A 24,094-nucleotide genomic window follows, 5' to 3' on the forward strand; every position below is an offset into this window, starting at 1 on the left:
TCTCAATGCATTCATGGTTATCACCAAGGCGTTTATGAATTTTGAATGCAAAAATTCGCAAACACCCTCCCCCGCAGACCGACCTGGCATTTCCTTGAAAAGGACGCACCATGCTCACGCTCGACAACCATCCCACGGGCCGCCACTTCCTCCAGATCCCCGGCCCCAGCCCGGTTCCCGACCGCATCCTGCGGGCCATGAGCCTGCCCACCATCGACCACCGGGGGCCGGAGTTCGGCCAGCTCGGCCTCAAGGTGCTGGCCGGCATCCAGCAGGTCTTCAAGACCCGGCATCCGGTGGTGATCTATCCGGCCTCCGGCACGGGCGCCTGGGAGGCGGCCCTGATCAACACGCTCAGCCCTGGCGACCATGTGCTGATGTTCGAGACCGGCCACTTCGCCTCGCTGTGGCAGAAGATGGCCACGCGCCTGGGCCTGTCCACCGAGTTCCTGTCCTATGGCGGCTCCGACGAGCATCTGCCCCAGGCGCCGGGCTGGCGCCATGGCGTGCAGGCCGGCCTGATCGAGGCGCGGCTGCGCAAGGACACGGAGCGCCGGATCCGCGCCGTGTGCGTGGTGCACAACGAGACCTCCACGGGCGTGACCTCGGACATCGCCGCCGTGCGCCGGGCCATCGACGCGGCGGGCCACCCGGCCCTGCTGCTGGTGGACACCATCTCGGGCCTGGCCAGCGCCGACTACCGCCACGATGAATGGGGCGTGGACGTGACCATCAGCGGCTCGCAAAAGGGCCTGATGCTGCCGCCCGGCATCAGCTTCAACGCGCTGTCGCCGCGTGCGCTGGAGGCCGCCAAAAGCGCCAGGCTGCCCAAGTCGTTCTGGGCCTGGGACGAGATCGTGGAGATGAACCAGACCGGCTACTGGCCCTACACGCCCAACACCAACCTGCTGTACGCCCTGTCCGAATCGCTGGACATGCTGCTGGCCGAAGGGCTGGATACGGTGTTTGCGCGCCACCAGCGCTGGGCGGCCGGCGTGCGCGCCGCCGTCCAGGCCTGGGGCCTGCCCATCCAGTGCGCCGATCCGCAGGTCTACTCGCCCGTGCTCACCGGCGTGATCACGCCCGAGGGCGTGGATGCCGACGCCCTGCGCCGCCTGATCCACACGCGCTTCGACCTGTCGCTGGGCGCGGGCCTGGGCAAGCTCAAGGGCCGCATGTTCCGCATGGGCCACCTGGGCGACAGCAACGACCTCACGTTGCTGGCCATGGTGGCGGGCGTGGAGATGGGGCTGAAGCTGTCAGGCATCCGGCTGGCCGGCAGCGGCGTGCAGGCATCCATGGATTACTTCGCGGCCCACGCCGCAGCCGGGGCGCTGCGCAAGGCCGCCTGAACCCATCGGCCCCGCGCCGAAAACCCTTGGCAGAGCCGGAGCACATGGCTCGCCCCCTTGATCGTGGATTGCACCAATACCAGGAAACAACAGGAGACAAGAGACATGACATCGCCCCGCAACCGCCTGGCGGCAACTGCCGTCGCCACCCTCGCCGCCACCGCCGCCATCACCCTGGCCGCCCCTGCCGCCTGGGCGCAATGGAAGCCCGCCAAGTCCGTCGAACTCGTCGTGCCGTTCTCGGCCGGCGGCGCCTCGGACCAGATGGCGCGCGTGATCCAGGCCATCGTCACCAAGCACAAGCTGATCGAGCAGCCCGTGGTCATCCTCAACAAGGCCGGTGCCTCCGGCGCCGAGGGCATTCTGGATGTCAAGGCCTCGGCGCGCGACCCGCACAAGCTGCTGGTGGCCTCCACGGCCATCTTCACCCTGCCCATGGCCACGGCCCTGCCCTTCCAGTGGCGCGACCTGAATCCCGTGGCCATGATTGCCCAGGACCAGTTCGTGCTCTGGGTCAATGCCGAGACCGGCTACCAGACGCCCGCCGACTACCTGGCTGCCGCGCGGCAGGCCGGCGGCAAGTTCAAGATGGGCGGCACCAGTTCCAAGCGCGAGGACCAGATCATCACCGCCAACATGGAACAGGCCGCCGGCGTGAAGTTCACCTACATCCCCTACAAGGGCGGCGGCGAGGCCAGCACCCAGCTGGTGGGCAAGCACATCGACTCCAACGTCAACAACCCCAGCGAGTCCATGGCGCAGTGGCGCGCGGGCCAGGTGCGGGCGCTGTGCGTGTTCGACACGCAGCGCATCGAGTACACGGCCAAGGTCACGGGCAGCCAGGCGCTGTCAGACATCCCCACCTGCAGGGAGCAGGGCCTGGATGTGCAGTACACCATGCTGCGCGGCTTCTTCCTGCCGCCCGGCACCACGCCCGAGCAGGCGCAGTTCTATGCGGGCGTGATGCACAAGGTGGTGGCCACGCCCGAGTGGAAGGAGTACCTGGAGAAAAACGCGCTCAAGCCCGAGTACATGACGGGGCAGGCCTTCGTGGACTTCCTGGCCAAGGACGAGACGCGCCACCTCGACATCATGAAGAAGGCCGGTTTCCTGTCGGCCAGCGTGGCCGCCGCCGCAGCCAAGTGAGGAGCCGCGCCATGGACACCGCCATCCACCTTGCCCCGCCCTCCTCCAATTCAGCGGCGGCAGCGGCAGCAGCAGCCCCGGCCCAGCCCTCCAGCGCGGCCACCGAATCCATCCCCGCCACCGAAGCCCAGGCCCCCGGCCTGTCCCGCCGCCATGTGGAGTACGGCGTGGCCGCCGTGCTGCTGGCGCTGGCCGTGCTCGTGGTCTGGGACAACCAGCGCATTGGCGCGGGCTGGGGCGACACCGGCCCGCAGGCCGGCTACTTCCCGCTGCGCGTGGGCGCCGTGCTGGGCATCTGCGCCATCGCCGTCTTCGTGCAGGCGCTGCGCAGCCGCAGCCAGGAACAGTTCGCCAGCTGGCTGCAGCTCAAGCGCGTGGCCCAGGTGCTGCTGCCGCTGACGGCCTACATCGCCGTGATCGCGCCGCTGGGCATCTACGCGGCCTCGGTGCTGTTCATCACGGGCTTCATGGTGTTTGCGGGCCGCTATCCCTGGTGGAAGGCCGTGGCGCTGTCGGGCTTCACCAGCGTGCTGCTGTTCTACGTCTTCGAGATCCAGTTCAAGGTGCCCCTGCCCAAGGGTCCGCTTGAAGCCTGGCTCGGCTATTGACCCCTGTCGCCGCCACGGAGCAACACCATGGACGAACTCCAATACCTCGCGCACGGCTTCGCGGCCGTCACCACCTGGCAGAACACGGGGCTGATGCTCACGGGCATCCTGCTGGGCATCGTGGTCGGCGTGCTGCCGGGCCTGGGCGGCCCCAACGGCGTGGCCATCCTGCTGCCGCTGACCTTCGGCATGTCGCCCACCTCGGCCATCATCCTGCTGTCGTGCATCTACTGGGGGGCGCTGTTCGGCGGCGCCATCACCTCGGTGCTGTTCAACATCCCTGGCGAGGCCTGGTCGGTGGCCACCACCTTCGACGGCTATCCCATGGCCCAGCAGGGCCACGCGGGGGCGGCGCTGACCACGGCCTTCACGGGCTCGTTCATCGGCGCCATCTCGGGCGTGATGCTGATCACCTTCCTGGCGCCGGTCGTGGCCTCGTTCGCGCTGCAGTTCGGGCCGCCGGAGTTCTTTGCGGTCTTCTTCCTGACGTTCTGCTCCTTCATCGGCATGGGCAAGGAGCCCAAGGCCAAGATCGTGGCCGCCATGGCCGTGGGCCTGCTGCTGGCGGCCGTGGGCATGGACACCATCTCGGGCGACCTGCGCATGACCTTCGGCTCCACCGAGCTGCTGCGCGGCTTTGATTTCCTGGTGGTGGTGATCGGCCTGTTCGGCATCAGCGAGATCCTGATGACCATCGAGGAAGGCCTGGCCTTCAAGGGCAAGAAGGCCTCCATCGACCTCAAGGTGGTGTTCAGGACCTGGGCCCGGCTGCCGCGCTACTGGCTGACCATGCTGCGCTCGGCCCTGGTGGGCTGCTGGATGGGCGTGACGCCCGGCGGCGCCGTGGCGGCCAGCTTCATGGGCTACGGGCTGGCCAAGAAGTTCTCGCGCGACCCCGACAGCTTCGGCAAGGGCAACCCCGAAGGCGTGCTCGCCCCCGAGACCGCCGCCCACGCGGCCGGCACCTCGGCCCTGCTGCCCATGCTGGCCCTGGGCATTCCGGGCTCGGCCACGGCGGCCGTGCTGCTGGGCGGGCTGATGATCTGGGGGCTGCAGCCCGGCCCGCTGCTGTTCACCGAGCAAAAGGACTTCGTCTGGGGCCTGATCGCCAGCATGTACCTGGGCAACATCGCCGGCCTGGTCATCGTCATGGCCACCGTGCCGCTGTTCGCCGCCATCCTGCGCGTGCCGTTTTCCATCGTCGCGCCCATGATCCTCATGGTCTGCGCCATCGGCGCCTTCACCGTGCACGGCAATGCCACGGACATCTGGCTCATGCTGGTCTTCGGCGTGGTCGGCTACGTGTTCAAGAAGCTGGACTATCCGCTGGCGCCCATGGTCCTGGCCATCGTGCTGGGCGACCGCATGGAAGACGCCTTCCGCCAGAGCATGCTCTCCAGCCAGGGCGCGCTGGGCATCTTCTGGCACAACGGCCTGTCGGGCACCATCACCACGCTGGCCTTGCTGATGCTGGTGTGGCCGCTGCTGGGCAGGCTGCGGGCGATGGCGTTCGGGGCAAGGGCTTCGGCGGCCTGAGAGGAGCCGTCTACAGCGAATCAGCCTCCGCTTCCGGCCAGAGGCGGGGGAAGTAAAAACGCAGGGCGTGCAGCGGCACGCCCAGGCGCACTCTTCCATACGGTGAATCCGTCTCCAGCAGGCCGCGCTTGAGCAGTGCCGATACCTGGGCGGTGGCCAGCCGGTCACCCAACCCCAGCATGGCCTTGAAGTCGGCCCGATCCATCTCCGCCTGGGCCGCAAAAAGATAGTGCAATGCGCGCAATGCCTCGCTGCGCACGCCTTGGCGCACCACCCGTTCCTCATAGGCAAGGCATGCCGCCATGCGTTCCTTCATGCCGTCCAGCGACAGAAGTCCCTCCATGAAGCTCACCTGGTCCATGCACAGTTCCAGCACGTATGCGATCCATTCGATCAACCCCAGTTCGGTCAGATTGCCACGGCCATCAAGGTCACCACGGCGCGGCTCGTCTGCGGCGGCAAGCAAGGCGTAATAGCGCTCCTGCGACCGTGCGAACCCCCTCAGGGGGGACCACAGACCATTGCTCAGGCCCATGTGGGTTAGTACGAGATGTGAATGCAGCCGGGCCACGCGCCCGTTGCCGTCCCGGAACGGATGGATCCAGGCCAGGCGCTGGTGCGCAGCGGCCATGGCCACCAACTGCAACTCGCCACGGCGCACGCCGGAGTAGAAGCTCGACCAGCGGTCCAGAAAAAATGGCAACTGCCCCGCTGCAGGCGCCGCATGCCTGCCCACGCTAACCTCCCGCGTGCGCCATCGACCCGGCTCGATGGCATCGTCGCCAAGGGCGCCGGCCTCCAAATCGGCCTGGGGCAGACGGGCGAAGAGATCCTGGTGGATATCGGCCAGCATCTGGGGGGTCCAGACCTGCGCATTCGTCCATTGCGTGGACCTGTACTCCAGTTGCTCTTCAGTGGCCATGTGCGCCAGCGCCAACCGCTGACGGCGGGCCTGGTCTTCGTCCTGCGCATAGTCGTTGTGCAGGGCGCGCTCGATATCCAGCGGAAAGGTGTGCTGTCCCTCGATCCTGTTCGAGTAATACGAGTTCATGGCCCGAAGCAGCCGGCGCAGGCCTGGCAATGTGTCTGGTCGGTAGCGGCCGGCCAGCCGCTCACCCAACCTGATCAGGTCATGGGAGAGCTCCAGCAAAGGGCCCAGCTTGTGTTCCCCCGGCAGCAGCGGCTCCATCTGGGCAGGATGGTCGTATAGCAGGAATTCTTGCGACATTGATCACCTATATAAGCAGCTGATTTATATAGATGAAATCCGTTTGGTGCGAGATATTTTGCGAGTTCTTCTGCAAGACTCCCTGACACGTCCCCTAATCCCTGTACCGCTTCTTGCGAAACGCCAGCCATGCGGCGATGACGGTGAAGGCGACGACGATGGACACCACGATCCAGAAGCCGTGCTCGTGCTCGGCCAGCGGTATGCCGCCCACGTTCATGCCGAACAGGCCGGCCAGGATGTTGATGGGCAGGGCCAGCACGGTGACCACGGTCAGCACGAAGAGGCTGTTGCTGTTGTCCTCGTTCACGGCGGCGGCCACCTCTTCCTGCAGCAGCTTGATGCGGTCCTGCAGGGTCTGCATGTCGCGCAGCATGAGCGAGAACTCCTCGCTCGCTGCGGCCAGGCCGCGCCGGTCTTCCTCGCCCATCCAGCCGGGGGGCTGCTGCAGCAGGCGGAACAGCGCCGCGGGCTCGGGCGCCAGCAGGCGCTGAAGGCGCACCAGCAGGCGGCGCAGCCGGCCCAGGTGGGCGCGCGGATGGTGGTAGCGCTGGGCCAGGATGGCGTCCTCGATGTCGTCCACGCGCGCCGTGGTCTCGCGCACCACCTTGACCAGCACATCGGCCTGGGTGCGCATCAGGTGCTCCAGCAGCTCGGCCGTGCTGGCGGGGCTGTCGCCGCGGCGCACGGCGTCGCGCAGGGCATCGACAGAGCGCAGCGGCTGGGTGCGCGCGGTGATGACCAGGCGCTCGTCCAGGCAGATCCACAGCGTGGCGATGTCGGCCGAATCGAAGTTGAACTCGAAGTTCACGTCGTTGAGCACGGCGACCAGGCTGTCGTCGGCGCGCTCGATGCGCGTGGAGGTCAGGCCCTCGCGCAGGGCGGCATAGAACACGTCGGGCAGCCCCGCATGGCGCTGCAGCCAGCGCAGGGACTGGGTGTGGGTCAGGTTGAAGTGCAGCCACAGGAAATCGCGCCGGCCCGCATCGGACCGGGCTGCGGCATCGGCCAGCCACTGCGCGGCGGATGGCGCCGTCACGGCCTGCACGCACTGCCGTGTGTCACTGAAGAAGCGCCAGCCGCAGATCAGGCCTGCGTCTTCGTGGGCCTGTGCCAGGGGGGAGGCTGCATCGGTCATGGGGAGGAGGAAGCACCTGCGGAAGTGGCCTGCGCGGGCCGGGCAAGTGCGGGATTCTTGGCTGCGTCCATGACAGGGATGTGACAGGCGTCATCAGACTGTCATGCACAGGCCCTTGCGTCCCCTCTCCGCCCCCTCACTGCCCCTGCTCCTCCCCTCCCCTTGCCGCGACCCTGCATCAGCACATCACGACGTTCTCCAGCGAGAACGAGAAGGGGCGGGAATTCGCCCCCGAGCCGCCGCCGCGCATCACGATGTCGGCACGGGAGATGCCCAGCAGGGAGATTTCGGTGTTCATCTGGGAGACGATGGCCGAGTTCATGATCTGGCCCTGCTGGATGTGCGAGGCCACGCCGATCCAGATGCTGGGCTTGAACTCGAAGACGGCCTTTTGCCGGGGGGCAATCGCGGTCTTGACGGCCAGCAGCCTGCCGTCCTTGTAGCAGCTGGCGTTGATGGCGCCTTGGGGCAGCGCGTTGAGCACCTGCACTTCCTTGGAGCTGGCGCCGTAGCCTGCGGGCGCCAGGCGATCGCCGGCGGTGGACGGTGCCATCTGGAACTGCTGGCCATACTGCGCCTCCAGCTGCGGCGTGCAGTTGCCATGGCTGTCGCTGGCGCCGACCTGCAGACCCAGCGGAAAGGTGAACGGATGGTTGTCGCCCTGTCCGCAGTACTTGATGACGCGCCAAGCCACGGCAGGCGCATCGAGGTCGCTGGCGACGTTCTTCTGGAAGATGACGATCTGCGGGTGGTTCGCGTCGTTCGATTGGTTGAAGAAATTGAGTTGAACGCCCATGCATTCCTCCTGGTGGAACGAAAAGCGCTGCGGCATCCCCGGGCACTGCCTGCTGTCCCGCCACGCTTGCTGCGGGAGTCACTGTAGGGAACAACGGCCTTGCGGAGAATTACGCCCGATTACATCCCTGGGCTCACCCAGGCACGGCCCAGACCCGGTCCGCGCCCACGGCAAAGAGCTGGCGGCCTGGCTCGGGCGGCAGGCTGGCCATGCCGGTGAACAGGCCGAAGGCGGGCAGCAGGGTAAAGCCAGCGTGTACGGCAAAGCACGGCAGGCGCAGGGCGTCGCGGCCGGCGCCGCGCAGCACGATGGCGGGATGGACATGGCCGGCCAGCACATGCCAGGGCCGGGCCTGCTGCGCCTGCAGGTCCTGCGTTGGCGGCGGGGGGTGATGGCAGGCGGCGAACGGCCCCAGGTGCCAGGGCTCGTCCACGATGGCAAAGCCCAGCGCGGGCGGCGGATCGCCTGCATGGCTGTCATGGTTGCCGCGCACCAGCACCAGTTCCACGGCCGCATGGCGGCTGCGCCAGCGGGCCAGTGCAGCCAGTACAGCAGGATTGCGTGCCTCGGCCGCGTGCAGGAAGTCGCCCAGCACCACGAGCCGCCGCACGGGCAGGCCCAGAAGAAGGGCCGACAGCCGCTCCAGGTTGCCCTGCGTGGTGCCCGCCGGCACGGGGATGCCGCGCGCGCGGAAGGTGGCGGCCTTGCCCAGGTGCAGGTCGGCGATGAACAGCGTGCCCTGGGCGGGCCACCACAGCGCATGCTGGGCCAGCAGGTGCACGGGCTCGCCGGCCAGGAACATGCCCAGGCTGCCGGCCAGGGCGTCGGGGGAAACAGGACTTGGCAACGGTGCGTGGCCTTTCATCAGCGGTGCAATGGTTCTACAGCAGCGGCAAGGGCCGCGAGGGCTTGCGTACGCGGCGCGGGCGGCGGCTGGCGGCATCGGCCTCGGGGCCGTCGGTGGCCTGCAGCGAGAAATCCAGCGTGCGGCGCACGGCGGCCGTGTCCTCGTCCACGGCGGGGGGCTGGTCTGCCTTGGTTTTTTTCCGTGGACGCAGCGGTGGATCGGGCGGGACCAGGTCCTGCGTGCGCGGCTCGCTGGCTGCACCGCCAGCATCTGCCGCCTCGTGCAGCTGGGCCAGCATGCGCGCGATGCGGTCGGCCAGATGCTCGTTGGTGAGCTTTTCGCGAAAGCGCTCCACCATCAGCGGGAAGGCAAACGGGCTGGGCCGGCGCAGCGCGCTCACCACCAGCTGCTGGGCCTGCATGCGGCGCAGCGCGGCCAGCAGCTGGGCGACATCGAGTTCCTGGCTCAGCACTTCCTCGTCGGCCTGGCGCAGCAGCAGGTTGCTGTCGTCGTACTTGCGAAACACCTCGAAGAACAGCTGTGACGAGGCCTGCAGCTGGCGCGCACTGCGGCGCTCGCCCGGGTGGCTCTGGAAGATCAGGCCCGAGACGCGGGCGATCTCGCGGAAGCGCCGCCTTGCCATCTCGGTGGCGTTGAGGCTGGCCAGCACTTCGTGCAGCAGGGCGTGGCGCGCGTCATCGCTCGCCAGGTGGGCGTCGTCGGCGGCCTGGTCCCAGTGGCGGTCCGCATTGGCGGTGTTGCGCGTGGCGACCGCCTGGCTGGCGGACACGCGCCCGGGCACTGCCACGGCCTGGGCCGGCTCGGCGCGCAGCAGCTCGGGCAGCATGGCGGCCCAGTCACGCTCGGTGGCGCTCAGCAGCTCCAGCCCGTAGTCGTTGACGGCGATGGAGAAGGTGCCCGTCTCGCCCTGGGCGGCGCGCCAGGCCAGCAGGCTGGCCAGGCCCATATGGGCATGGCGACCTGCAAACGGGTAGAGAAACAGGTGCCAGCCCTCGCGCGTGCGCAGGGTTTCGGCCAGCAGCGTAGCGGGCGTGGGCAGGGCCGACCAGCGCTGCTGCACTTCCAGCAGGGGGCGCACGCAGCGCAGCTCGGGCGAGTGGTAGTCGCCCGCCGCCGCCAGCGCCAATTGCTGCACCACGAAGTCGGCCAGCACGGTGGACAGCGGCATGCGCGCGCCGGCCCAGCGCGGCACGGTGGGCCGCGTTCTGGCGGCGCGGCGCACGTAGGCGGTCATGTCCTCGATGCGCACCAGCTCCAGCACCTGGCCCGCGAAGACAAAGGCATCGCCGGGCGACAGGCGCGACAGAAAGCTCTCCTCCATGCTGCCCAGCCGCGCGCCGTGCAGGATCTGCACGCTCATGCTGGCGTCGCTGACGATGGTGCCGATGTTGGCGCGGTGCCTGCGCGCCAGCCGCGCGTCGGGCATGCGCCAGATGCCCTCCGCGTCGGGCCGCACGCGCTGGTAGTCGGGATAGGCGGCCAGCGAGGGGCCGCCGCGGTGCACGAAGTCCAGGCACCACTGCCAGACCGCAGGCGCCAGCCCGGCGTAGGCGACGGTGCGGCGCACTTCGGCATACAGCTCATCGGGCACGAAGCCGCCGCCCAGGGCCACGGTGGCCAGGTGCTGCACCAGCACGTCGGCGGGCTGGCGGGGGCTGGCGCGCATTTCCACCTGCTGCGCGCGCACGGCAGCGCGGGCGGCGGCGGCCTCCACCAGCTCCAGGCTGTGCGTGGGCACCAGGGTGATGCGCGAGGGCCGGCCCGGCGCATGGCCCGAGCGGCCCGCGCGCTGCAGCAGCCGTGCAATGCCCTTGGCCGAGCCGATCTGCAGCACGCGCTCCACGGGCAGGAAGTCCACGCCCAGGTCCAGGCTGCTGGTGCAGACCACGGCCTTGAGCGTGCCGGCCTTGAGCCCGGCCTCCACCCATTCGCGCACACCCCGGTCCAGCGATCCATGGTGTATGGCCAGCAGGCCGGCCCAGTCGGGCCGGGCCTCCAGCAGCGCCTTGTACCAAAGCTCGGCCTGCGAGCGCACATTCACAAAGACCAGGGTGGAGCCGGCCGTGGCCTCCAGCTCGCGCACCACGGCCGGCAGCATGGCCAGGCCCAGGTGGCCGGCCCAGGAAAAGCGCTCGGGCCGGTCGGGCAGCAGGGTGTCCACCACCAGGCGCTTGTCCACCTGGCCCTGGACCAATACGCCGGGCCGCGGCTGGCCATGGTCGTCCAAGCCCAGCAGGGTCTGCATGGCTTCGTCCAGATTGCCCAGCGTGGCCGACATGCCCCAGACGCTCAGCTGCGGGCTCCAGCCGCGCAGCCGCGCCAGGGCCAGCTGCAGTTGCACGCCGCGCTTGTTGCCCAGCAGCTCGTGCCATTCATCGGCCACCACCAGGCGCGCGGAGCCCAGCAGCTCGCGCGCATCGGCGCGCGCCAGCAGCAGGGACAGGCTCTCGGGCGTGGTGACCAGCACGGTGGGCAGCTGGCGCGACTGCGCGCTGCGCTCGGCGCTTCCCGTATCGCCCGTGCGTGCGCCCACGGTCCAGCGCGCCAGCGCGGGATGGCCCTGGGCCAGCGCCTGCAGGGGCGTCTGCAGCGCCTTGAGCGTGTCGGCCGCCAGGGCGCGCATGGGCGTGATCCACAGCACGGTGAGCGGTGCGGAGGCCGGTTTTCGTTTTCCGGTGTGCGCCGGCATCGGGGTTTGCGGCGGGCCCGCAAAGGCCTGCAGCGCGCCCAGCCAGACCGCATAGGTCTTGCCCGCGCCCGTGGTGGCATGCAGCAGGCCGCTGTGGCCCTGGGCCAGCGCCTTCCACACGGCGCGCTGGAAGGCAAAGGGCTTCCAGCCCCGTGCGGCAAGCCAGGCGGTGGCGAGGGGATGGGGGGAACGGGTGGCCATGGCGCGGTGCGTCAAGGGTGGGTCACGGGTCGGAGTGCGGCAGCAGGGCCGCCAGCGTGTCGATGGAGTCGGCCTCCTGCACAGGCTTGTCCTCGCGCCAGCGCAGCATGCGCGGAAAGCGCACGGCAATGCCGCTCTTGTGGCGTGCGCTGCGTGCAATGCCCTCGAAGCCCAGCTCGAACACCAGGGTGGGCCGCACGCTGCGCACGGGGCCGAAGCTCTCCACCGTGGTCTTGCGGATGATGGCGTCCACGCGCGCCATTTCGGCATCGGTCAGGCCCGAATAGGCCTTGGCGAAGGGCACGAGGGCCCGGCCCTCGGTGCCGGGCGGCGCGTTCCAGACGGCAAAGGTGTAGTCGCTGTAGAGGCTGGCGCGACGGCCGTGGCCGCGCTGTGCGTAGATGAGCACGGCGTCCACGCTCAGCGGATCGATCTTCCACTTCCACCACACGCCGCTGTCCTTGGTGCGGCCCACGCCGTAGGCGGCGTCGCGGGCCTTGAGCATCATGCCCTCCACACCCAGGGAGCGGGCCTGTTCGCGAAGTTCGGCCAGGGCCTGCCAGCTGTCGCCTGCCAGCACGGGGCTGGGCAGCAGCGCCGGGTGCGCCACCAGGGCCACCAGCTGCTCCAACCGCGCGCGCCGTTCATGCTGGGGCAGGGCGCGCAGGTCCTGGCCGCCCTCCTCCAGCAAGTCATAGGCCAGCAGCACCACGGGCAGCTCGCGCAGCAGCTTGGGTCCCAGGGTCTTGCGGCCTATGCGCTTTTGGAGGTCGGCAAAGGGGCGCACATGGGCGGGCGCCTCGCCCTGCTGGGCGGCCCAGACGACGATCTCGCCGTCGATAACGGTGCCCGCAGGCAAGGCATCGCCCATGGCCTGCAGCTCGGGGAAGCGCTCGCTCACCAGTTCCTCGCCGCGCGACCAGATCCAGGTGCCCAGCGCGTCACCGCTGCCGCGCCGCACGATCTGGGCGCGTATGCCGTCCCATTTCCACTCCACCACCCATTGGGACGGCGGGCCGAGCACGGCGTCGAACTGCTGCAGCGGCAACTGCAGCGGATGGGCCAGGAAGAAGGGATAGGGGTGGCCACGGGCTTCGCCCGAATGCGCATCATCGCCCTCTTCCTCACCTGCCACCAGCCGCAGGTAGTCGGCCGCCCCGGGCCGCGCGCCGATGTGGGTGTAGCCCATGAGCCGCTGGGCGATGCGCTTGGCATCCACGCCGCTGACGGCCGCCAGCGCCTGCGTGACCTGCAGCCGCGACACGCCGACACGGAAGGCGCCGGTGATCAGCTTGAAGTAGACCAGCCGCTCATCGGCCGCCAGCCGCGCCCATTGCATGCGCAGCGTGTCCGCCAACGCCTCGGGCGCCATGCCGCGCAGCGGCAGCAGGTGGTCCGTGACCCAGGCGGCCAGGCCCAGGTCGTGCGCGTCACCGGGTGGCGGCAGCAGCAGCGCAATGGTCTCGGCCAGGTCGCCCACGGCCTCGTAGCTTTCGTCGAACAGCCATTCGGGCAGGCTGGCAGCCTCGCGCGCCAGCTCCTTCAAGACCTTGGTGGGCACCAGCTGGCGCGGCTTGCCGCCGGCCAGGAAATAGACGGCCCAGGCCGCATCGGCAGGCGCGGCGGCGCGCAGATAGGCCTGCAGCGCGGCCTGCTTGTCGCGGCTGGCGGTGCTGGCGTCCAGCGCGCGGTAGAGGGCGGCGAAGTCCTTCATGGGGTGGGCGCCTCATCCGGTGCAGCCTGCGCAGCGGAGACAGCGGCAGCCTCGTCCTCATCGCCGTATTCGGTCTGGAAGGCTTGCGCATCCAGGCCCTGCTCGCGCAGCCAGCGCACCAGCACGGCCACGCTGCCGTGGGTGACGAAGACCCGCTCGGCGCCCGTGGCGCCAATGGCGTACTGCAGGCCGGGCCAGTCGGCATGGTCGGACATGACGAAGCCCCGGTCCACGCCACGGCGGCGGCGCGTGCCGCGCAGCTGCATCCAGCCGCTGGCAAAGGCATCGGCATGGCCGGGAAATCGGCGCATCCACGGCGTGCCCTGCGCCGAAGGCGGCGCCAGCACCAGGGCGGTCTTGAGCAGTCGTGCATCCACGCCGGGGTCGGTCACGCGCAGCGTGGCCGGCAGGTCCACGCCTGCCGCGCGGTACACGGCGTTGAGCGGCTCCACCGCGCCGTGCACGACGATGGGGCCGATGCCGCTATCCACCCCGTGCAGGATGCGCTGGGCCTTGCCGAAGGCATAGCACAGCAGCACAGAGGGCCTGCCCTGGGCCGCGTTGGCCTGCCACCAGGCGTTGATGTCGGCCATGAGCTCGGGCTGGCGGGGCCAGCGGTAGATGGGCAGGCCGAAGGTGGATTCGGTGATGAAGGTGTCGCAGCGCACGGGCTCGAAGGGGGTGCAGGTGCCGTCGGCCTCGGTCTTGTAGTCGCCCGAGGCCACCCAGACCTGACCGCCATGCTCCAGCCGCACCTGGGCCGATCCCAGCACATGGCCGGCCGGGTGCAGGGAGATGCGCACGCCGTGGTGATCGATGGCTTCGCCATACGGCAGGGTCTGCAGCGTGATGTCCGCGCCCAGCCGTGCGCGCAGCACGCCTGCGCTGTCGTCATGGGCCAGGTAATGGACGTGGCCGGCGCGCGCGTGGTCGGAGTGGCCATGCGTGATCACGGCCCGGTCCACGGGCCGCCAGGGGTCGATGTAGAAATCGCCGGCCGCGCAGTACAGGCCTTCGGGACGGGCCACGATCAGGTCGGCGGCCATGCGGGATCGGGGAAAGCAGTGCTCATGTCCCCATGCTAGTGGGGCAGTCGACGGGCGCGCGCTGGCCCGGAGCGCGGCAGGCTGTCAGCCTGCACCTACCCGCGCTGCCATGCTGCCGCAACTGGCCTGCGGCGCCCTGCAAATCGGGGAAGATAGCGCCCTGGCCCCTTCCTGCAGCCGGCCCGCCGGCTCCCTTTGATCCCACACGCACCGAACACGCCTCCATGAACAACTCCGTCGTCCGCATGTCCAATCTCTTCCTGCAGCTGGGCCTGGATGCCAGCGACCAGGCCATTGCCGACTTCATCCGCGCCCACCAGCTGGCCGCCGATGTGGATGTGGTGGATGCGCCCTACTGGAGCGATGCGCAGCGCCAGTTCCTGGCCGAGCAGCTCAAGGCCGATGCGTCGTGGTCCATCGTGGTCGACCAGCTCAGCGAGTCGCTGCACGAGGACGCGGTCAGGCGGCGCGCCGAAGGCCTGAGCTGAAGCGAGGCTGCCTGTCCACCCCGATGGCCTGCATGGACGGCAGCCCCAGGCCGCGAACGGCCATGCCGCGCCAGGACGAAGGCTGTCGGCTCACAGTCCTCCAAAGAGGTGCCTGCCCCTCAGGCCCATCCGCGTCACAAAACTGAAACAGGGAAATCGTAACATTCCCTAACAATTTTGCGATGTGCATTCCATGGATGAGTCCCGCGCCTACCTGAGCGATTCCCGGCCCCGTTTCCGCCCACCCAGCGCCGCGGACCTGTGCACCCCCGTACCCTGCATGACCGCCGACGAGACCAACGAGAAGGTGCTCGAGGTCTTCACGCGCCACCGCGATCTGGCCAGCCTGCCCGTGGTGGAGGGCGACCGCCCCATCGGCCTGATCAACCGCAGCATCTTCCTGTCGCAGTTCAGCAAGCCGTTTCGCATGGAGCTGTACGGCAAGAAGAGCTGCATCGCCTTCATGGACAAGGAGCCGCTGGTGGTCGATGCCTCCACCGACATCGACACCCTGACCGTGAAGACCGTGGAGTACGGTGAAAAGGCGCTGACCGACGGCTTCATCATCACGCGCGGCGGCCTGTTCGCGGGCGTGGGCCACGGCCTGCAGCTGATGCGTGCGGTGGCGGACATGCAGGTGGCGCGCAACCGCCAGATCATGCACAGCATCGAATACGCCAGCGTGATCCAGCAGTCGCTGCTGCGCAGCTCGCGCGAGGCCCTGGCACGCGCCTGCCCCGGCGCCGACCTGGTCTGGGAGCCGCGCGACGTGGTCGGCGGCGACTTCTACCAGTTCAGCCAGGACGGCGATGGCTGGTTTGCCACCGTGGCCGATTGCACGGGCCACGGCGTGCCCGGCGCCTTCATGACGCTGATCGCCACCAGCAGCCTGGGCCAGGCCATCAAGGAACACGGCCCGCGCGACCCGGCCGCGCTGCTGGGCCATGTGAACCGCAGCGTCAAGCAGATGCTGGGCCAGCTCGACGGCAAGGACGGCACGCCGGGCTCGGACGACGGGCTGGACGCGGCCTGCTTCTGGTTCGAGCCCGCGCACCGGCGCCTGCGCTTTGCAGGCGCGCGCCTGTCGCTGTTCCTGCTGCACCCCGGCGCCGAGGCGGTGGAGGTGGTGGACGGCCAGCGCAAGGGCGTGGGCTATGTGGACAGCGAATTCGACTTCGCCTGGAACAACATCGACCTGGAGCTGCCCGCAGGCACCCTGGTCTTCACCACCACCGACGGCCTGATCGACCAGGTCGGCGGCCCGCGCGGCATCACCTTCGGCAAGAAGCGCCTGCGCGAGCTGCTGCTGGAGCAGGCCGGCCGCACGCCCGCCGAGATCAACCGCGCCCTGCTGGACGCCCTGCAGGCCTGGCAAGGCGAGCACCACCGCCGTGACGACCTGACCTTCTTCTGCTTCAGAACCTGAATGCCTCCCATGCCCCAAGCACAGATCGCCGACAAGTACGGCAGCTTCTTCCACCTGGCGCGCCAGCACCAGGTGATCTTCTACTACGTGGGCTACTTCTCGCAGAACATCGTCGCGGCCATGGCCGAGGCCGTGCGGCTGCAGCTGGAAGTGGCCGGCGTGCCCGGCCCCACGCGGCGCAAGCTGTTCTCGTCCTTCGTGGAGATGGCGCAGAACATCATCCATTACTCGGCCGATGCCCTGACCCCGCCCCACCAGGACGATGGCGAGCTGCGCCACGGCGCGGTCTGCATCCGCCGCGAGGACGACGGCAGCTTCGTGCTGCTGTGCGCCAACCCCATCGAGCCCGGCATGGGCGAGGCGCTGCGCGCCAAGCTCGACGCCCTGCGCAGCATGACCCTGGACGAGATCAAGAAGGCCTGCCGCCAGTCGCTGCGCGACGACGCGCCCGAAGGCAGCAAGGGTGCGGGCATGGGTTTCCTGACCCTGGCCCGCGATGCGCGCGAGCCGCTGCAGTTCGACTTCGATCCCGCCCAGACCGTTGACGGTCGTCCCGTCTTCTACCTGAAAGCCACGCTCTGAGCCGCACCGGCCAGCCAGGAACGCTCCGGCACCGGACCTGGACAGGCCGGGCGCGCAGGCACGGACAACGCACCGAGATCACGCATGGACAACCTCTACATCACTCCGACCCCCAGCTCCCCGGAAGTGGACTTCCGGTTCGACACGCACACGCTGCACCTGCGTGGCGAGTCCTATCCGGAGAACGCCGCCGCCTTCTATGGCGGCATCCTCACCCGCCTGCAGGACTACCTGGCCCTGGCGCAGCCCGCGCAACAGCAGGCACCGATCCAGGTGCACATCGCGCTGGCCTACTTCAACAGCTCCAGCACCAAGATGCTGTTCAACCTCATCGAGGCGCTGAGCGAGGCCGCCGAGGCCGGCCGCACCGTGGCCCTGCACTGGTACTACGACGAGGAAGACGACACCATCTGCGAATTCGGCGAGGAGCTGCGCGACGACTTTGCCGCCATTGCCTTCACCGGCCATCCCGTGAAGGCCGCGTGATGGACACCGTGGCAGCACCCGCCGCCTGCGCCGCTCCTGCAGATCTTTTCGATGCCGAGCACCGGGCCCTGCTGGCGGCCCGCGCGGCCCACGAGCTGGGCGAGGAGGCCGGCGCCCGGGCCTGCCACCAGGCCCTGGGCGCGCTGCTGGCCGCCTATGACCGCCTGCTGCGCGAAACGCGCCGGCTGGTGCGCCGCAGCGACCGCGCCGAGCTGGAGATGACCCAGCTCAACCAGCGCCTGCAGGAGCTGGCCGGCGAGCTGGAGTACCGCGCCACGCACGACCCGCTGACCGGCGTGCTCAACCGCGCGGCCATCATCGAGCGCGTGAACCGCCACTTCACCCAGCAGGGCCTGGCCCTGATCGTGCTGGACATAGACCACTTCAAGCGCGTGAACGACAGCTTCGGCCACCCCGTGGGCGACAGCGTGATCCTGGGCGTGGTGCGCTGCCTCAAGGCCGCCGTGCCGGACACGGCCCACATCGGCCGCGTGGGCGGCGAGGAATTCACCGTGCTGCTGCCCCAGCACGACAGCGACGGCGCCGTGCGGGTGGCCGAGCAGGTGCGCGCCGCCATCGAGGCCCATCCCTTCGGCCTGCCCGACGCCAGCTGCATCACGGCCAGCTTCGGCGTGAGCTGGCGCCCGAGCGGCGGCCGCTTCGACGAGGCCTACAGCCTGGCCGACGAGGCGCTGTACGCCGCCAAGCGCAGCGGGCGCAACCAGGTCGTACGCGCGGCAGACCATGCCACGGCCTGAGCGGCGCGGACACAGACAGGGCTGAGGCATGAGTTTCGTGATGCGCGCACGGGCGCCCAGGGCGCCCGCCCCTGCTTCCGCCCTCCTGCAGCCTGCCCTGCAGCCGCCCCCGCCATCGCCCGTGCCCGGGCCTGAATGGCGGGTGCTGATCGTGGACAGCGACCCCGACGTACACGCCGCCTTCCGCCTGGCGCTGGAAGGCCACACCCTGTTCGGCCGGCCGCTGGTGTTCCTCTACGCCCGCTCCGGCACGCAGGCACGCAACCTGCTGCGCAGCGAGCAGGACCTGGCCGTGGTGGTGCTCGACGCCGTGACCGATGGCACGGGCGCCGGGCTGGATCTGGTGGATTTCATCCGCTACACGGCCGGCCTGCGCAACAGCCGCATCGTGCTGCGCACCGGCCGCCCGGGCCAGGCGCCCGATCTGGAAACCCTGCTGCGCTACGACATCAACGACTGCCGCACCAAGACCGAACTCACGCCCGACCGGCTGCTGGCCATCGTGGTGACCGCCGTGCGCTCCTACGAGCAGCTGTGCGCCATCGAGGCCAACCGCCGCAGCCTGGAGCTGATGGTGCGCTCCAGCGCCTCGCTGCTGGAGGAAACCAATCTGCACGCCTTCGCACGCGGCGTGATCACCCAGCTGGCCACCTTGCTGGGCGTGGCCAGCGAAGGCCTGGTCTGCTCGGAGGGCACGCACCCGGCCGAGCCCTACCGCGTGCTCGCGGCCACGGGGCCATTCGCCCGGCTCATCGACCAGCCCATCGCCACCGTGCTGGCCTCGCGCGGGCTGCGCCTGCTGCGCCAGGCGCTGCAGACCCGCCGCAACATCTATGGCGTGCAGCGCGGCGTGGCCCTGTACATAGGCCGGGGAGACGAGCAGGACATGGCCGTCTTCATCGACGCGCCGGCCTCGCACAGCGCACTGGACCGCCAGCTGCTCGAAGTCTTCTGCGCCAACCTGCGCACGCTGCTGCACAACCGCGGCCTGCTGGAGCGCCTGCATCAGTCCGCCTACTTCGACCCCCTGGTCTGCCTGCCCAACCGCGCCCACTTCGTGGAAAAAGTGGACGAATGCGTGTGGCGCGGCACGCAGGACCATGTGCTGGCCCTGGTGGACATCGACGACTTCAGCGCCACCAACGACGTGATGGGCCACCGCTTCGGCGACCGCCTGCTCGAAGCCATGGCCCGCCGCCTGGCCGGCGCCCTGCCCGCCGGCGTGCTGCTGGCGCGCGTGGGCTCGGACACCTTCGGCATCCTGGGCCCCACAAGGGAAGTGGCCCTGGGCCAGCTGCTGGACTGCGCGCGCCAGCCCCTGGCCGTGGACGGCGTGCCGCACAAGGTCTCGCTGACCTGCGGCTACGTGCACCTGCCCCGTGAACGCCAGGCCGGCACCGACCTGGTCAAGGACGCCACCATCGCCCTCAAGCGCGCCAAGCGCGACCACCGGGGCCAGCTGCTGGAGTACTCCGAGCACATGGGCATGGAGGCACGCGACCGCGCCCTGCTGCTGTCCGACCTGCGCGCGGCCATCGACGGCGCCCAGCTCTTCCTGGTCTACCAGCCCCAGTTGGACCTGGAAACCCATGCCCTGGTCGGCCTGGAGGCCCTGCTGCGCTGGCCACGGCAGGACGGCAGCTTCGTGCCGCCCGACCGCTTCATTCCCGTGGCCGAGCATTCGGGCCTCATCGTGCCGCTGGGCCAATGGGTGCTGGCCACGGCCTGCCGCACCATGCGCGAACTGCTGGACGCCGGCCGCGCGCCCCGGCGCATGGCCGTCAACGTCTCCACCGTGCAGCTGCAGGACCCGGGCTTTCTGCAGACGGTGCGCCATGCCCTGGCCGAGCACGGCCTGCAGGGCGCGCAGCTGGAGCTGGAGATCACCGAATCCGTCGCGGTCCTGCCCACCCAGCTGCTGCAGGCCACGCTCAGCGCCCTGCGCACGCTGGGCGTGACCATTGCCATCGACGACTTCGGCACCGGCTACTCCTCGCTGAGCTACCTGGAGCGCCTGCCGCTGGACCGCATCAAGATCGACCGCAGCTTCGTGCGCCAGCTTGGCGAATCACAGGAAGCGCGCATCGCCGAAATGATCGCCCAGCTGGGCCGCAAGCTCGGCCTGCAGGTCCTGGCCGAAGGCATAGAGGACGCCAGCGCCTGGCAGGCCCTGCGCACCATGGGCTGCCAGGAGGGACAGGGCTATCACATTGCACGGCCCATGGACAAGGCGCAGTTGCTGGGCTGGCTGGGCCAGCGCAATGAAGCGCTTCAGCGGCAGCCTGGCACCTCTGAGTTCCCCTGAGGCGGGCAGGCCGCGTCCTGCTCCCTCCCTACCTACCTGCACACCGCAGGAAACCCATGCCGCCTGGCCGCCCACACCACGGCCAGCGATGCGCCCAGCAGCGCCAGCAGCACGGGCGTGAAGGCGCCCACGCCCATGCGCGCCAGCAGCAGGCCGCCCACGATGCCGCCGCCGGCAATCGCCATGTTCCAGGCCGTGACCAGCATGGACTGCGCCACGTCGGCGGCCTCGCCCGCCGTGTGGGCAATGGCAGTCTGCAGCAGCGTGGCGGCGCCGCCAAAGGCCAGGCCCCAGACGGCCACCGCCGCATACACCAGGGCCGGCGCATCTGCGGCCACGCCCAGCATCAGCGTGGACAAGGCGAACAGCGCAATGCTGGCCAGCGTGAGCGCACGCAGGTGGCGGTCGATCAGCACGCCGGTGATCCAGATGCCCAGCACGGAGGTGGCGCCGAACACCAGCAGCACCAGGTCCGTGCGCGCGGCCATGCCCGCCTCCGCCAGGAAGGGCGCGATGTAGGTGTAGAGAATGTTGTGCGCCAGCACGAAGGCCAGCACCACGAACAGCACGGGGCGCACGCCCGCCAGGGTGAACACGCGCCGCAGCGGCAGGTGGCGGCCTGCCGCCTGCCCCGCAAAGTCGGGCAGGCGGGCGCGCACCCAGACCATGAGCGCCAGCGCCAGCACGCTCATGAGGCCGAAGCACAGCCGCCAGCCCACCCACTGGCCCAGCACGGTGCCGGCCGGCACGCCCAGCGACAGCGCCAGCGGCGTGCCCACCATGGCAATGGCGATGGCGCGGCCCTTGAGATGGCCGTGCACCATGCGTGCCGCGTAGCCTGCCAGCAGCGCCCAAAGCAGCCCGGCCGAGACCCCCGCCAGAAAGCGCGCCACCAGGGTCAGCGCAAAGTGCGTGGACAAGGCCGTGACCGTGTTGGCGACGACAAAGCCCGCGATCGCCGCCAGCAGCAGGGGGCGGCGGCGCATGCCCTGCGTGGCGGCCGTCAGCGGTATGGCGGCCACCAGGGAACCTATGGCGTAGAGGGTGACGGTCTGGCCCACCCAGGCCTCGGTCACCGCCAGGCCCTGGGCCATCTGCGGCAGCAGGCCGGCCGGCAGCGCCTCCGTCAATATGGTGATGAAGGCTGCCATGGCCAGCGCCAGCAGGGAGGCAACGGGCAGGCGGTCCTGGCGTGTTCCGTTCATTGCGGCTCTCCCGAAGCCCCGTGGACCTCACAAACCCCGTAGACCGCGTCGCGCAAATCGTTGACGAAGCGCCCCGACATGCCCTCGTACAAGGTGTTGGTGAAGGCCACGACACTGAGTTCCTGTGCCCGGTCCACGAACCAGGAATGCCCGTAGGCCCCGCCCCAGCGCCAGGTGCCCGCCGACTCGGGCGACGCGGCCAGCGCCGGATCGCGCAGCACGGAAAAGCCCAGTCCGAAGCCGAACCCGGGCGCATCGGGCAGCTCCAGCCCGCCCGTCTGGTCGCGCGCCATCTCGGCGACCAGCGCGTCGGGCAGGAGCGTTCCGCCGCCCTGGCGCAGGGCCTCCAGCAGGCGCAGGAAGTCGCCGGCCGTGCCGGCCATGCCCGCCCCTCCCGAGGCAAAGGCCCGCGCATTGAAGATGCGGGCCGGGCTGAACGGGATGCCGATGGCGCCCTCGAAGGGCGACACGGTCTCGCCCTCGGCCAGCGGATGGGGCTGCGGCACATCGTTGACATAGGCCGTGGCCACGCGCCGTGCGGCCAGTGCATCGGTCACCGCAAAGCCGGTATCGGCCATGCCCAGCGGCCCGGCCACAAGGTCGCGCACGGCCTGCTCCAGCGGCCTGCCGTGCACCTGTTCGACGAGGGCGCCCAGCACATCGGTGGCCAGCGAGTAGCCCCAGGCCGTGCCGGGCTCGTACCGCAGCGGCACGCTGGCGATGCGGCACAGGTTCTCCGCCAGGCTGATGCCCGAGCCATCCATGCCGTCCGATACACCGGCCAGCGCATAAGGGCCCTGTGCGTCGGACTCGAAGAAGCGGTAGCCCAGCCCCGCCGTGTGGCTGAGAAGCTGCCGCGCGGTGATGCGCGCCGGCCGGCCATCGGCCAGCCGGGGCCGGAACTGCGGCAGCCAGCGGTCCACGCCCTCATCCAGACCAAGCCGGCCCTGCGCCACCAGCACCAGGGCCGCCGCCGAAACAATGGGCTTGCTCGCCGAAGCCAGGCGGAACACCGTGTCCACGGCCATGGGCAGGCCGCGCTCGCGGTCAGCCCAGCCGGCCGCCTGGCGGTGGACCAGGGCGCCGCCACGCGCCACCAGCACCACGGTGCCGACCAGGCGCTGCGCCTCAAGCGCCTGCCGGACCACGGCCTGGATGCGGTCGGACAGGGGCGAGTTCAACGGGGCTGCAGGCAGCGCAGCGGGTGCAGCAGATGCCGCAGAAAGAGCAATCGTCATGGGAATTCCCGGGATCAATGAACAGGGTCCTGACGATAGAAAGCCCTCGATTAAAGAAAAAGTGGGGTAGATTTCCGGGTTATGCGGAACTTTCTGTCCGCAATGAAGGAGTGGCCTTGGACAGCCTCAACGGTTTCCTGGTGTTCGTGCAGGTCGCCGAGACCCGCAGCTTCGTGGCGGCAGGCCGGCTGATGGGAGTCTCGGCATCGGCCATCGGCAAGAGCGTGGCAAGGCTGGAGGACCGGCTGGGCGTGCGCCTGTTCCACCGCAGCACGCGCAGCATCACGCTGACGGCCGAGGGCACGCTGTTCCTGGAGCGCAGCCGGCGCATCCTGGCCGAGATCGAGGCCGCGCAGCTGGAGCTGTCGCAGGCCAGCGCCGCGCCGCGTGGCCGGCTGCGGGTCAGCCTGCCCCTGGTCAGTTCGCTGGTGCTGCCGGTGCTGGGCGAGTTCATGCGCGCCTATCCCGAGATCGAGCTGGACCTGGACTTCACGGACCAGCTGGTGGATGTGATCGAGGAAGGCTTCGATGCCGTGGTGCGCACGGGCGCGCCCGCCGACTCCCGGCTGTCCGCGCGCCGGCTGGGCGCCTTCGGCTACCTGCTGGTGGCCTCGCCCGGCTATCTGGCGCAGCGCGGCACGCCCCGGGTGCCCGAGGATCTGCTGCAACACAGCTGCCTGCACTACCGCTACCCCCACAGCGGCAAGCTGGAGCCCTGGGTGCTGCGGCGCGCAGCGGGCGCGCCCGAGCTGCAACTGCCCACCTCCATGATCTGCAACAACATCGAAACCCGGCTGTGCTTTGCGCTGCAGGGCCTGGGCATCGCCTACCTGCCGGATTTTTCCATCCGCGAGCCGCTGGCCGACGGCCGGCTGCAGCCCGTGCTGGCGGACTGGATGGAGCACACCAATGTCTTCCACGTGCTGTGGCCCGCCAGCAGGCACCCCTCGCCCAAGCTGCGGGCACTGGTGGACTTCCTGTGCGCGCGGGTGTTTCCACAGGCGCAGCCCGGGCAGGTCCAGGACGCTGCCAGGACCGGGGCGCCCAAGACACCCTAGACATCCGGGACGCGCAGATAGGCTGCGCGCCGGCTGCTGCAGCCTGCAGGCCCTGCCCTGCCAAGCTGGCTATCGCGCAGGCCCCTATCTGAGTTAGCATGCTTATAGAGCGACGTATTCACAGAGTCATATCGGTTGCTCTGGCCCACCGGCAGGCAGGACCTGCGTCTCGAGCGCTGTGGCGTGCGGGGCGCTGTATCGGTGGGCCATTGCGGTTGACAGCTGG

General features: G+C 69.5%; 20 protein-coding genes. 11 read left to right on the forward strand and 9 right to left on the reverse strand.

Going from position 1 to position 24,094, the window contains the following annotated elements; genetic code table 11:
* Positions 1 to 110: 110 nt before the first annotated feature.
* The 4 genes from PO605_RS07365 to PO605_RS07380 all read left to right on the forward strand — a co-directional run bounded on the left by PO605_RS07365 (position 111) and on the right by PO605_RS07380 (position 4,642).
* Positions 111 to 1,352 (forward strand): pyridoxal-phosphate-dependent aminotransferase family protein, encoded by a 1,242-nt coding sequence (locus tag PO605_RS07365; protein WP_047327241.1) that lies wholly within the window; start codon positions 111 to 113, stop codon positions 1,350 to 1,352.
* A 105-nt stretch (positions 1,353 to 1,457) separates the two neighbouring features.
* Entirely contained in the window at positions 1,458 to 2,498 is a 1,041-nt protein-coding gene (locus tag PO605_RS07370) for a Bug family tripartite tricarboxylate transporter substrate binding protein (RefSeq protein WP_047474697.1), read from the forward strand.
* Positions 2,499 to 2,509: 11 nt separating this feature from the next.
* On the forward strand, positions 2,510 to 3,106 hold the full coding sequence (locus tag PO605_RS07375) for a tripartite tricarboxylate transporter TctB family protein (RefSeq protein ID WP_082001652.1): 597 nt from the start codon (positions 2,510 to 2,512) through the stop codon (positions 3,104 to 3,106).
* A 27-nt stretch (positions 3,107 to 3,133) separates the two neighbouring features.
* Positions 3,134 to 4,642, forward strand: coding sequence for a tripartite tricarboxylate transporter permease (locus PO605_RS07380; RefSeq protein ID WP_047474696.1), 1,509 nt, complete (start codon positions 3,134 to 3,136; stop codon positions 4,640 to 4,642).
* 10 nt (positions 4,643 to 4,652) lie between these two features.
* On the opposite strand, the gene PO605_RS07385 is transcribed toward PO605_RS07380, so the two are convergent.
* The 7 genes from PO605_RS07385 to PO605_RS07415 all read right to left on the reverse strand — a co-directional run bounded on the left by PO605_RS07385 (position 4,653) and on the right by PO605_RS07415 (position 14,322).
* Positions 4,653 to 5,870 carry a Fic family protein gene (locus PO605_RS07385; RefSeq protein WP_047474694.1) on the reverse strand — a complete coding sequence of 406 codons (1,218 nt, stop codon included), beginning with the start codon at positions 5,868 to 5,870 and terminating at the stop codon, positions 4,653 to 4,655.
* 94 nt (positions 5,871 to 5,964) lie between these two features.
* Complete coding sequence (locus PO605_RS07390) at positions 5,965 to 7,008, reverse strand: transporter (protein ID WP_016448182.1); 1,044 nt, start codon at positions 7,006 to 7,008, stop codon at positions 5,965 to 5,967.
* A gap of 178 nt (positions 7,009 to 7,186) precedes the next feature.
* The gene (locus PO605_RS07395; protein ID WP_016448183.1) at positions 7,187 to 7,804 is read right to left on the reverse strand and encodes a hypothetical protein; all 618 of its coding nucleotides are present in this window, start codon (positions 7,802 to 7,804) and stop codon (positions 7,187 to 7,189) included.
* A 133-nt stretch (positions 7,805 to 7,937) separates the two neighbouring features.
* On the reverse strand, positions 7,938 to 8,669 hold the full coding sequence (gene pdeM / locus PO605_RS07400; RefSeq protein WP_047469534.1) for a ligase-associated DNA damage response endonuclease PdeM: 732 nt from the start codon (positions 8,667 to 8,669) through the stop codon (positions 7,938 to 7,940).
* Positions 8,670 to 8,685: 16 nt separating this feature from the next.
* On the reverse strand, positions 8,686 to 11,562 hold the full coding sequence (locus PO605_RS07405; protein WP_047469540.1) for a ligase-associated DNA damage response DEXH box helicase: 2,877 nt from the start codon (positions 11,560 to 11,562) through the stop codon (positions 8,686 to 8,688).
* 22 nt (positions 11,563 to 11,584) lie between these two features.
* Positions 11,585 to 13,276 carry an ATP-dependent DNA ligase gene (locus tag PO605_RS07410; RefSeq protein ID WP_047469531.1) on the reverse strand — a complete coding sequence of 564 codons (1,692 nt, stop codon included), beginning with the start codon at positions 13,274 to 13,276 and terminating at the stop codon, positions 11,585 to 11,587.
* On the reverse strand, positions 13,273 to 14,322 hold the full coding sequence (locus PO605_RS07415; protein WP_047469528.1) for a ligase-associated DNA damage response exonuclease: 1,050 nt from the start codon (positions 14,320 to 14,322) through the stop codon (positions 13,273 to 13,275). The genes PO605_RS07410 and PO605_RS07415 overlap by 4 nt, the downstream gene beginning before the upstream one ends.
* 224 nt (positions 14,323 to 14,546) lie before the next feature.
* On the opposite strand from PO605_RS07415, the gene PO605_RS07420 reads away from it, so the two are divergent.
* The 6 genes from PO605_RS07420 to PO605_RS07445 all read left to right on the forward strand — a co-directional run bounded on the left by PO605_RS07420 (position 14,547) and on the right by PO605_RS07445 (position 20,367).
* Complete coding sequence (locus PO605_RS07420; protein WP_017404395.1) at positions 14,547 to 14,810, forward strand: DUF2789 domain-containing protein; 264 nt, start codon at positions 14,547 to 14,549, stop codon at positions 14,808 to 14,810.
* Positions 14,811 to 15,003: 193 nt separating this feature from the next.
* Complete coding sequence (locus PO605_RS07425) at positions 15,004 to 16,236, forward strand: SpoIIE family protein phosphatase (protein ID WP_047469525.1); 1,233 nt, start codon at positions 15,004 to 15,006, stop codon at positions 16,234 to 16,236.
* A gap of 9 nt (positions 16,237 to 16,245) precedes the next feature.
* Positions 16,246 to 16,818, forward strand: coding sequence for a SiaB family protein kinase (locus PO605_RS07430; protein ID WP_016448190.1), 573 nt, complete (start codon positions 16,246 to 16,248; stop codon positions 16,816 to 16,818).
* A gap of 84 nt (positions 16,819 to 16,902) precedes the next feature.
* Positions 16,903 to 17,304 carry a DUF1987 domain-containing protein gene (locus tag PO605_RS07435; protein WP_047469523.1) on the forward strand — a complete coding sequence of 134 codons (402 nt, stop codon included), beginning with the start codon at positions 16,903 to 16,905 and terminating at the stop codon, positions 17,302 to 17,304.
* Entirely contained in the window at positions 17,304 to 18,062 is a 759-nt protein-coding gene (locus tag PO605_RS07440; protein WP_016448192.1) for a GGDEF domain-containing protein, read from the forward strand. Before PO605_RS07435 ends, PO605_RS07440 begins: the two co-directional genes overlap by 1 nt.
* A gap of 28 nt (positions 18,063 to 18,090) precedes the next feature.
* Positions 18,091 to 20,367, forward strand: coding sequence for a putative bifunctional diguanylate cyclase/phosphodiesterase (locus PO605_RS07445; protein ID WP_047472934.1), 2,277 nt, complete (start codon positions 18,091 to 18,093; stop codon positions 20,365 to 20,367).
* A gap of 32 nt (positions 20,368 to 20,399) precedes the next feature.
* On the opposite strand, the gene PO605_RS07450 is transcribed toward PO605_RS07445, so the two are convergent.
* Positions 20,400 to 21,572 (reverse strand): MFS transporter, encoded by a 1,173-nt coding sequence (locus PO605_RS07450; RefSeq protein ID WP_047472933.1) that lies wholly within the window; start codon positions 21,570 to 21,572, stop codon positions 20,400 to 20,402.
* Complete coding sequence (locus tag PO605_RS07455; protein WP_047472932.1) at positions 21,569 to 22,810, reverse strand: serine hydrolase domain-containing protein; 1,242 nt, start codon at positions 22,808 to 22,810, stop codon at positions 21,569 to 21,571. Before PO605_RS07455 ends, PO605_RS07450 begins: the two co-directional genes overlap by 4 nt.
* Before the next feature lie 116 nt (positions 22,811 to 22,926).
* On the opposite strand from PO605_RS07455, the gene PO605_RS07460 reads away from it, so the two are divergent.
* Positions 22,927 to 23,868: a LysR family transcriptional regulator gene (locus PO605_RS07460; RefSeq protein WP_272206214.1), complete on the forward strand. Its 942-nt coding sequence runs from the start codon at positions 22,927 to 22,929 to the stop codon at positions 23,866 to 23,868.
* Positions 23,869 to 24,094: the final 226 nt, after the last annotated feature.

This window comes from Delftia sp. DT-2 (assembly GCF_028401915.1).
GTDB lineage: Bacteria > Pseudomonadota > Gammaproteobacteria > Burkholderiales > Burkholderiaceae_C > Comamonas > Comamonas tsuruhatensis.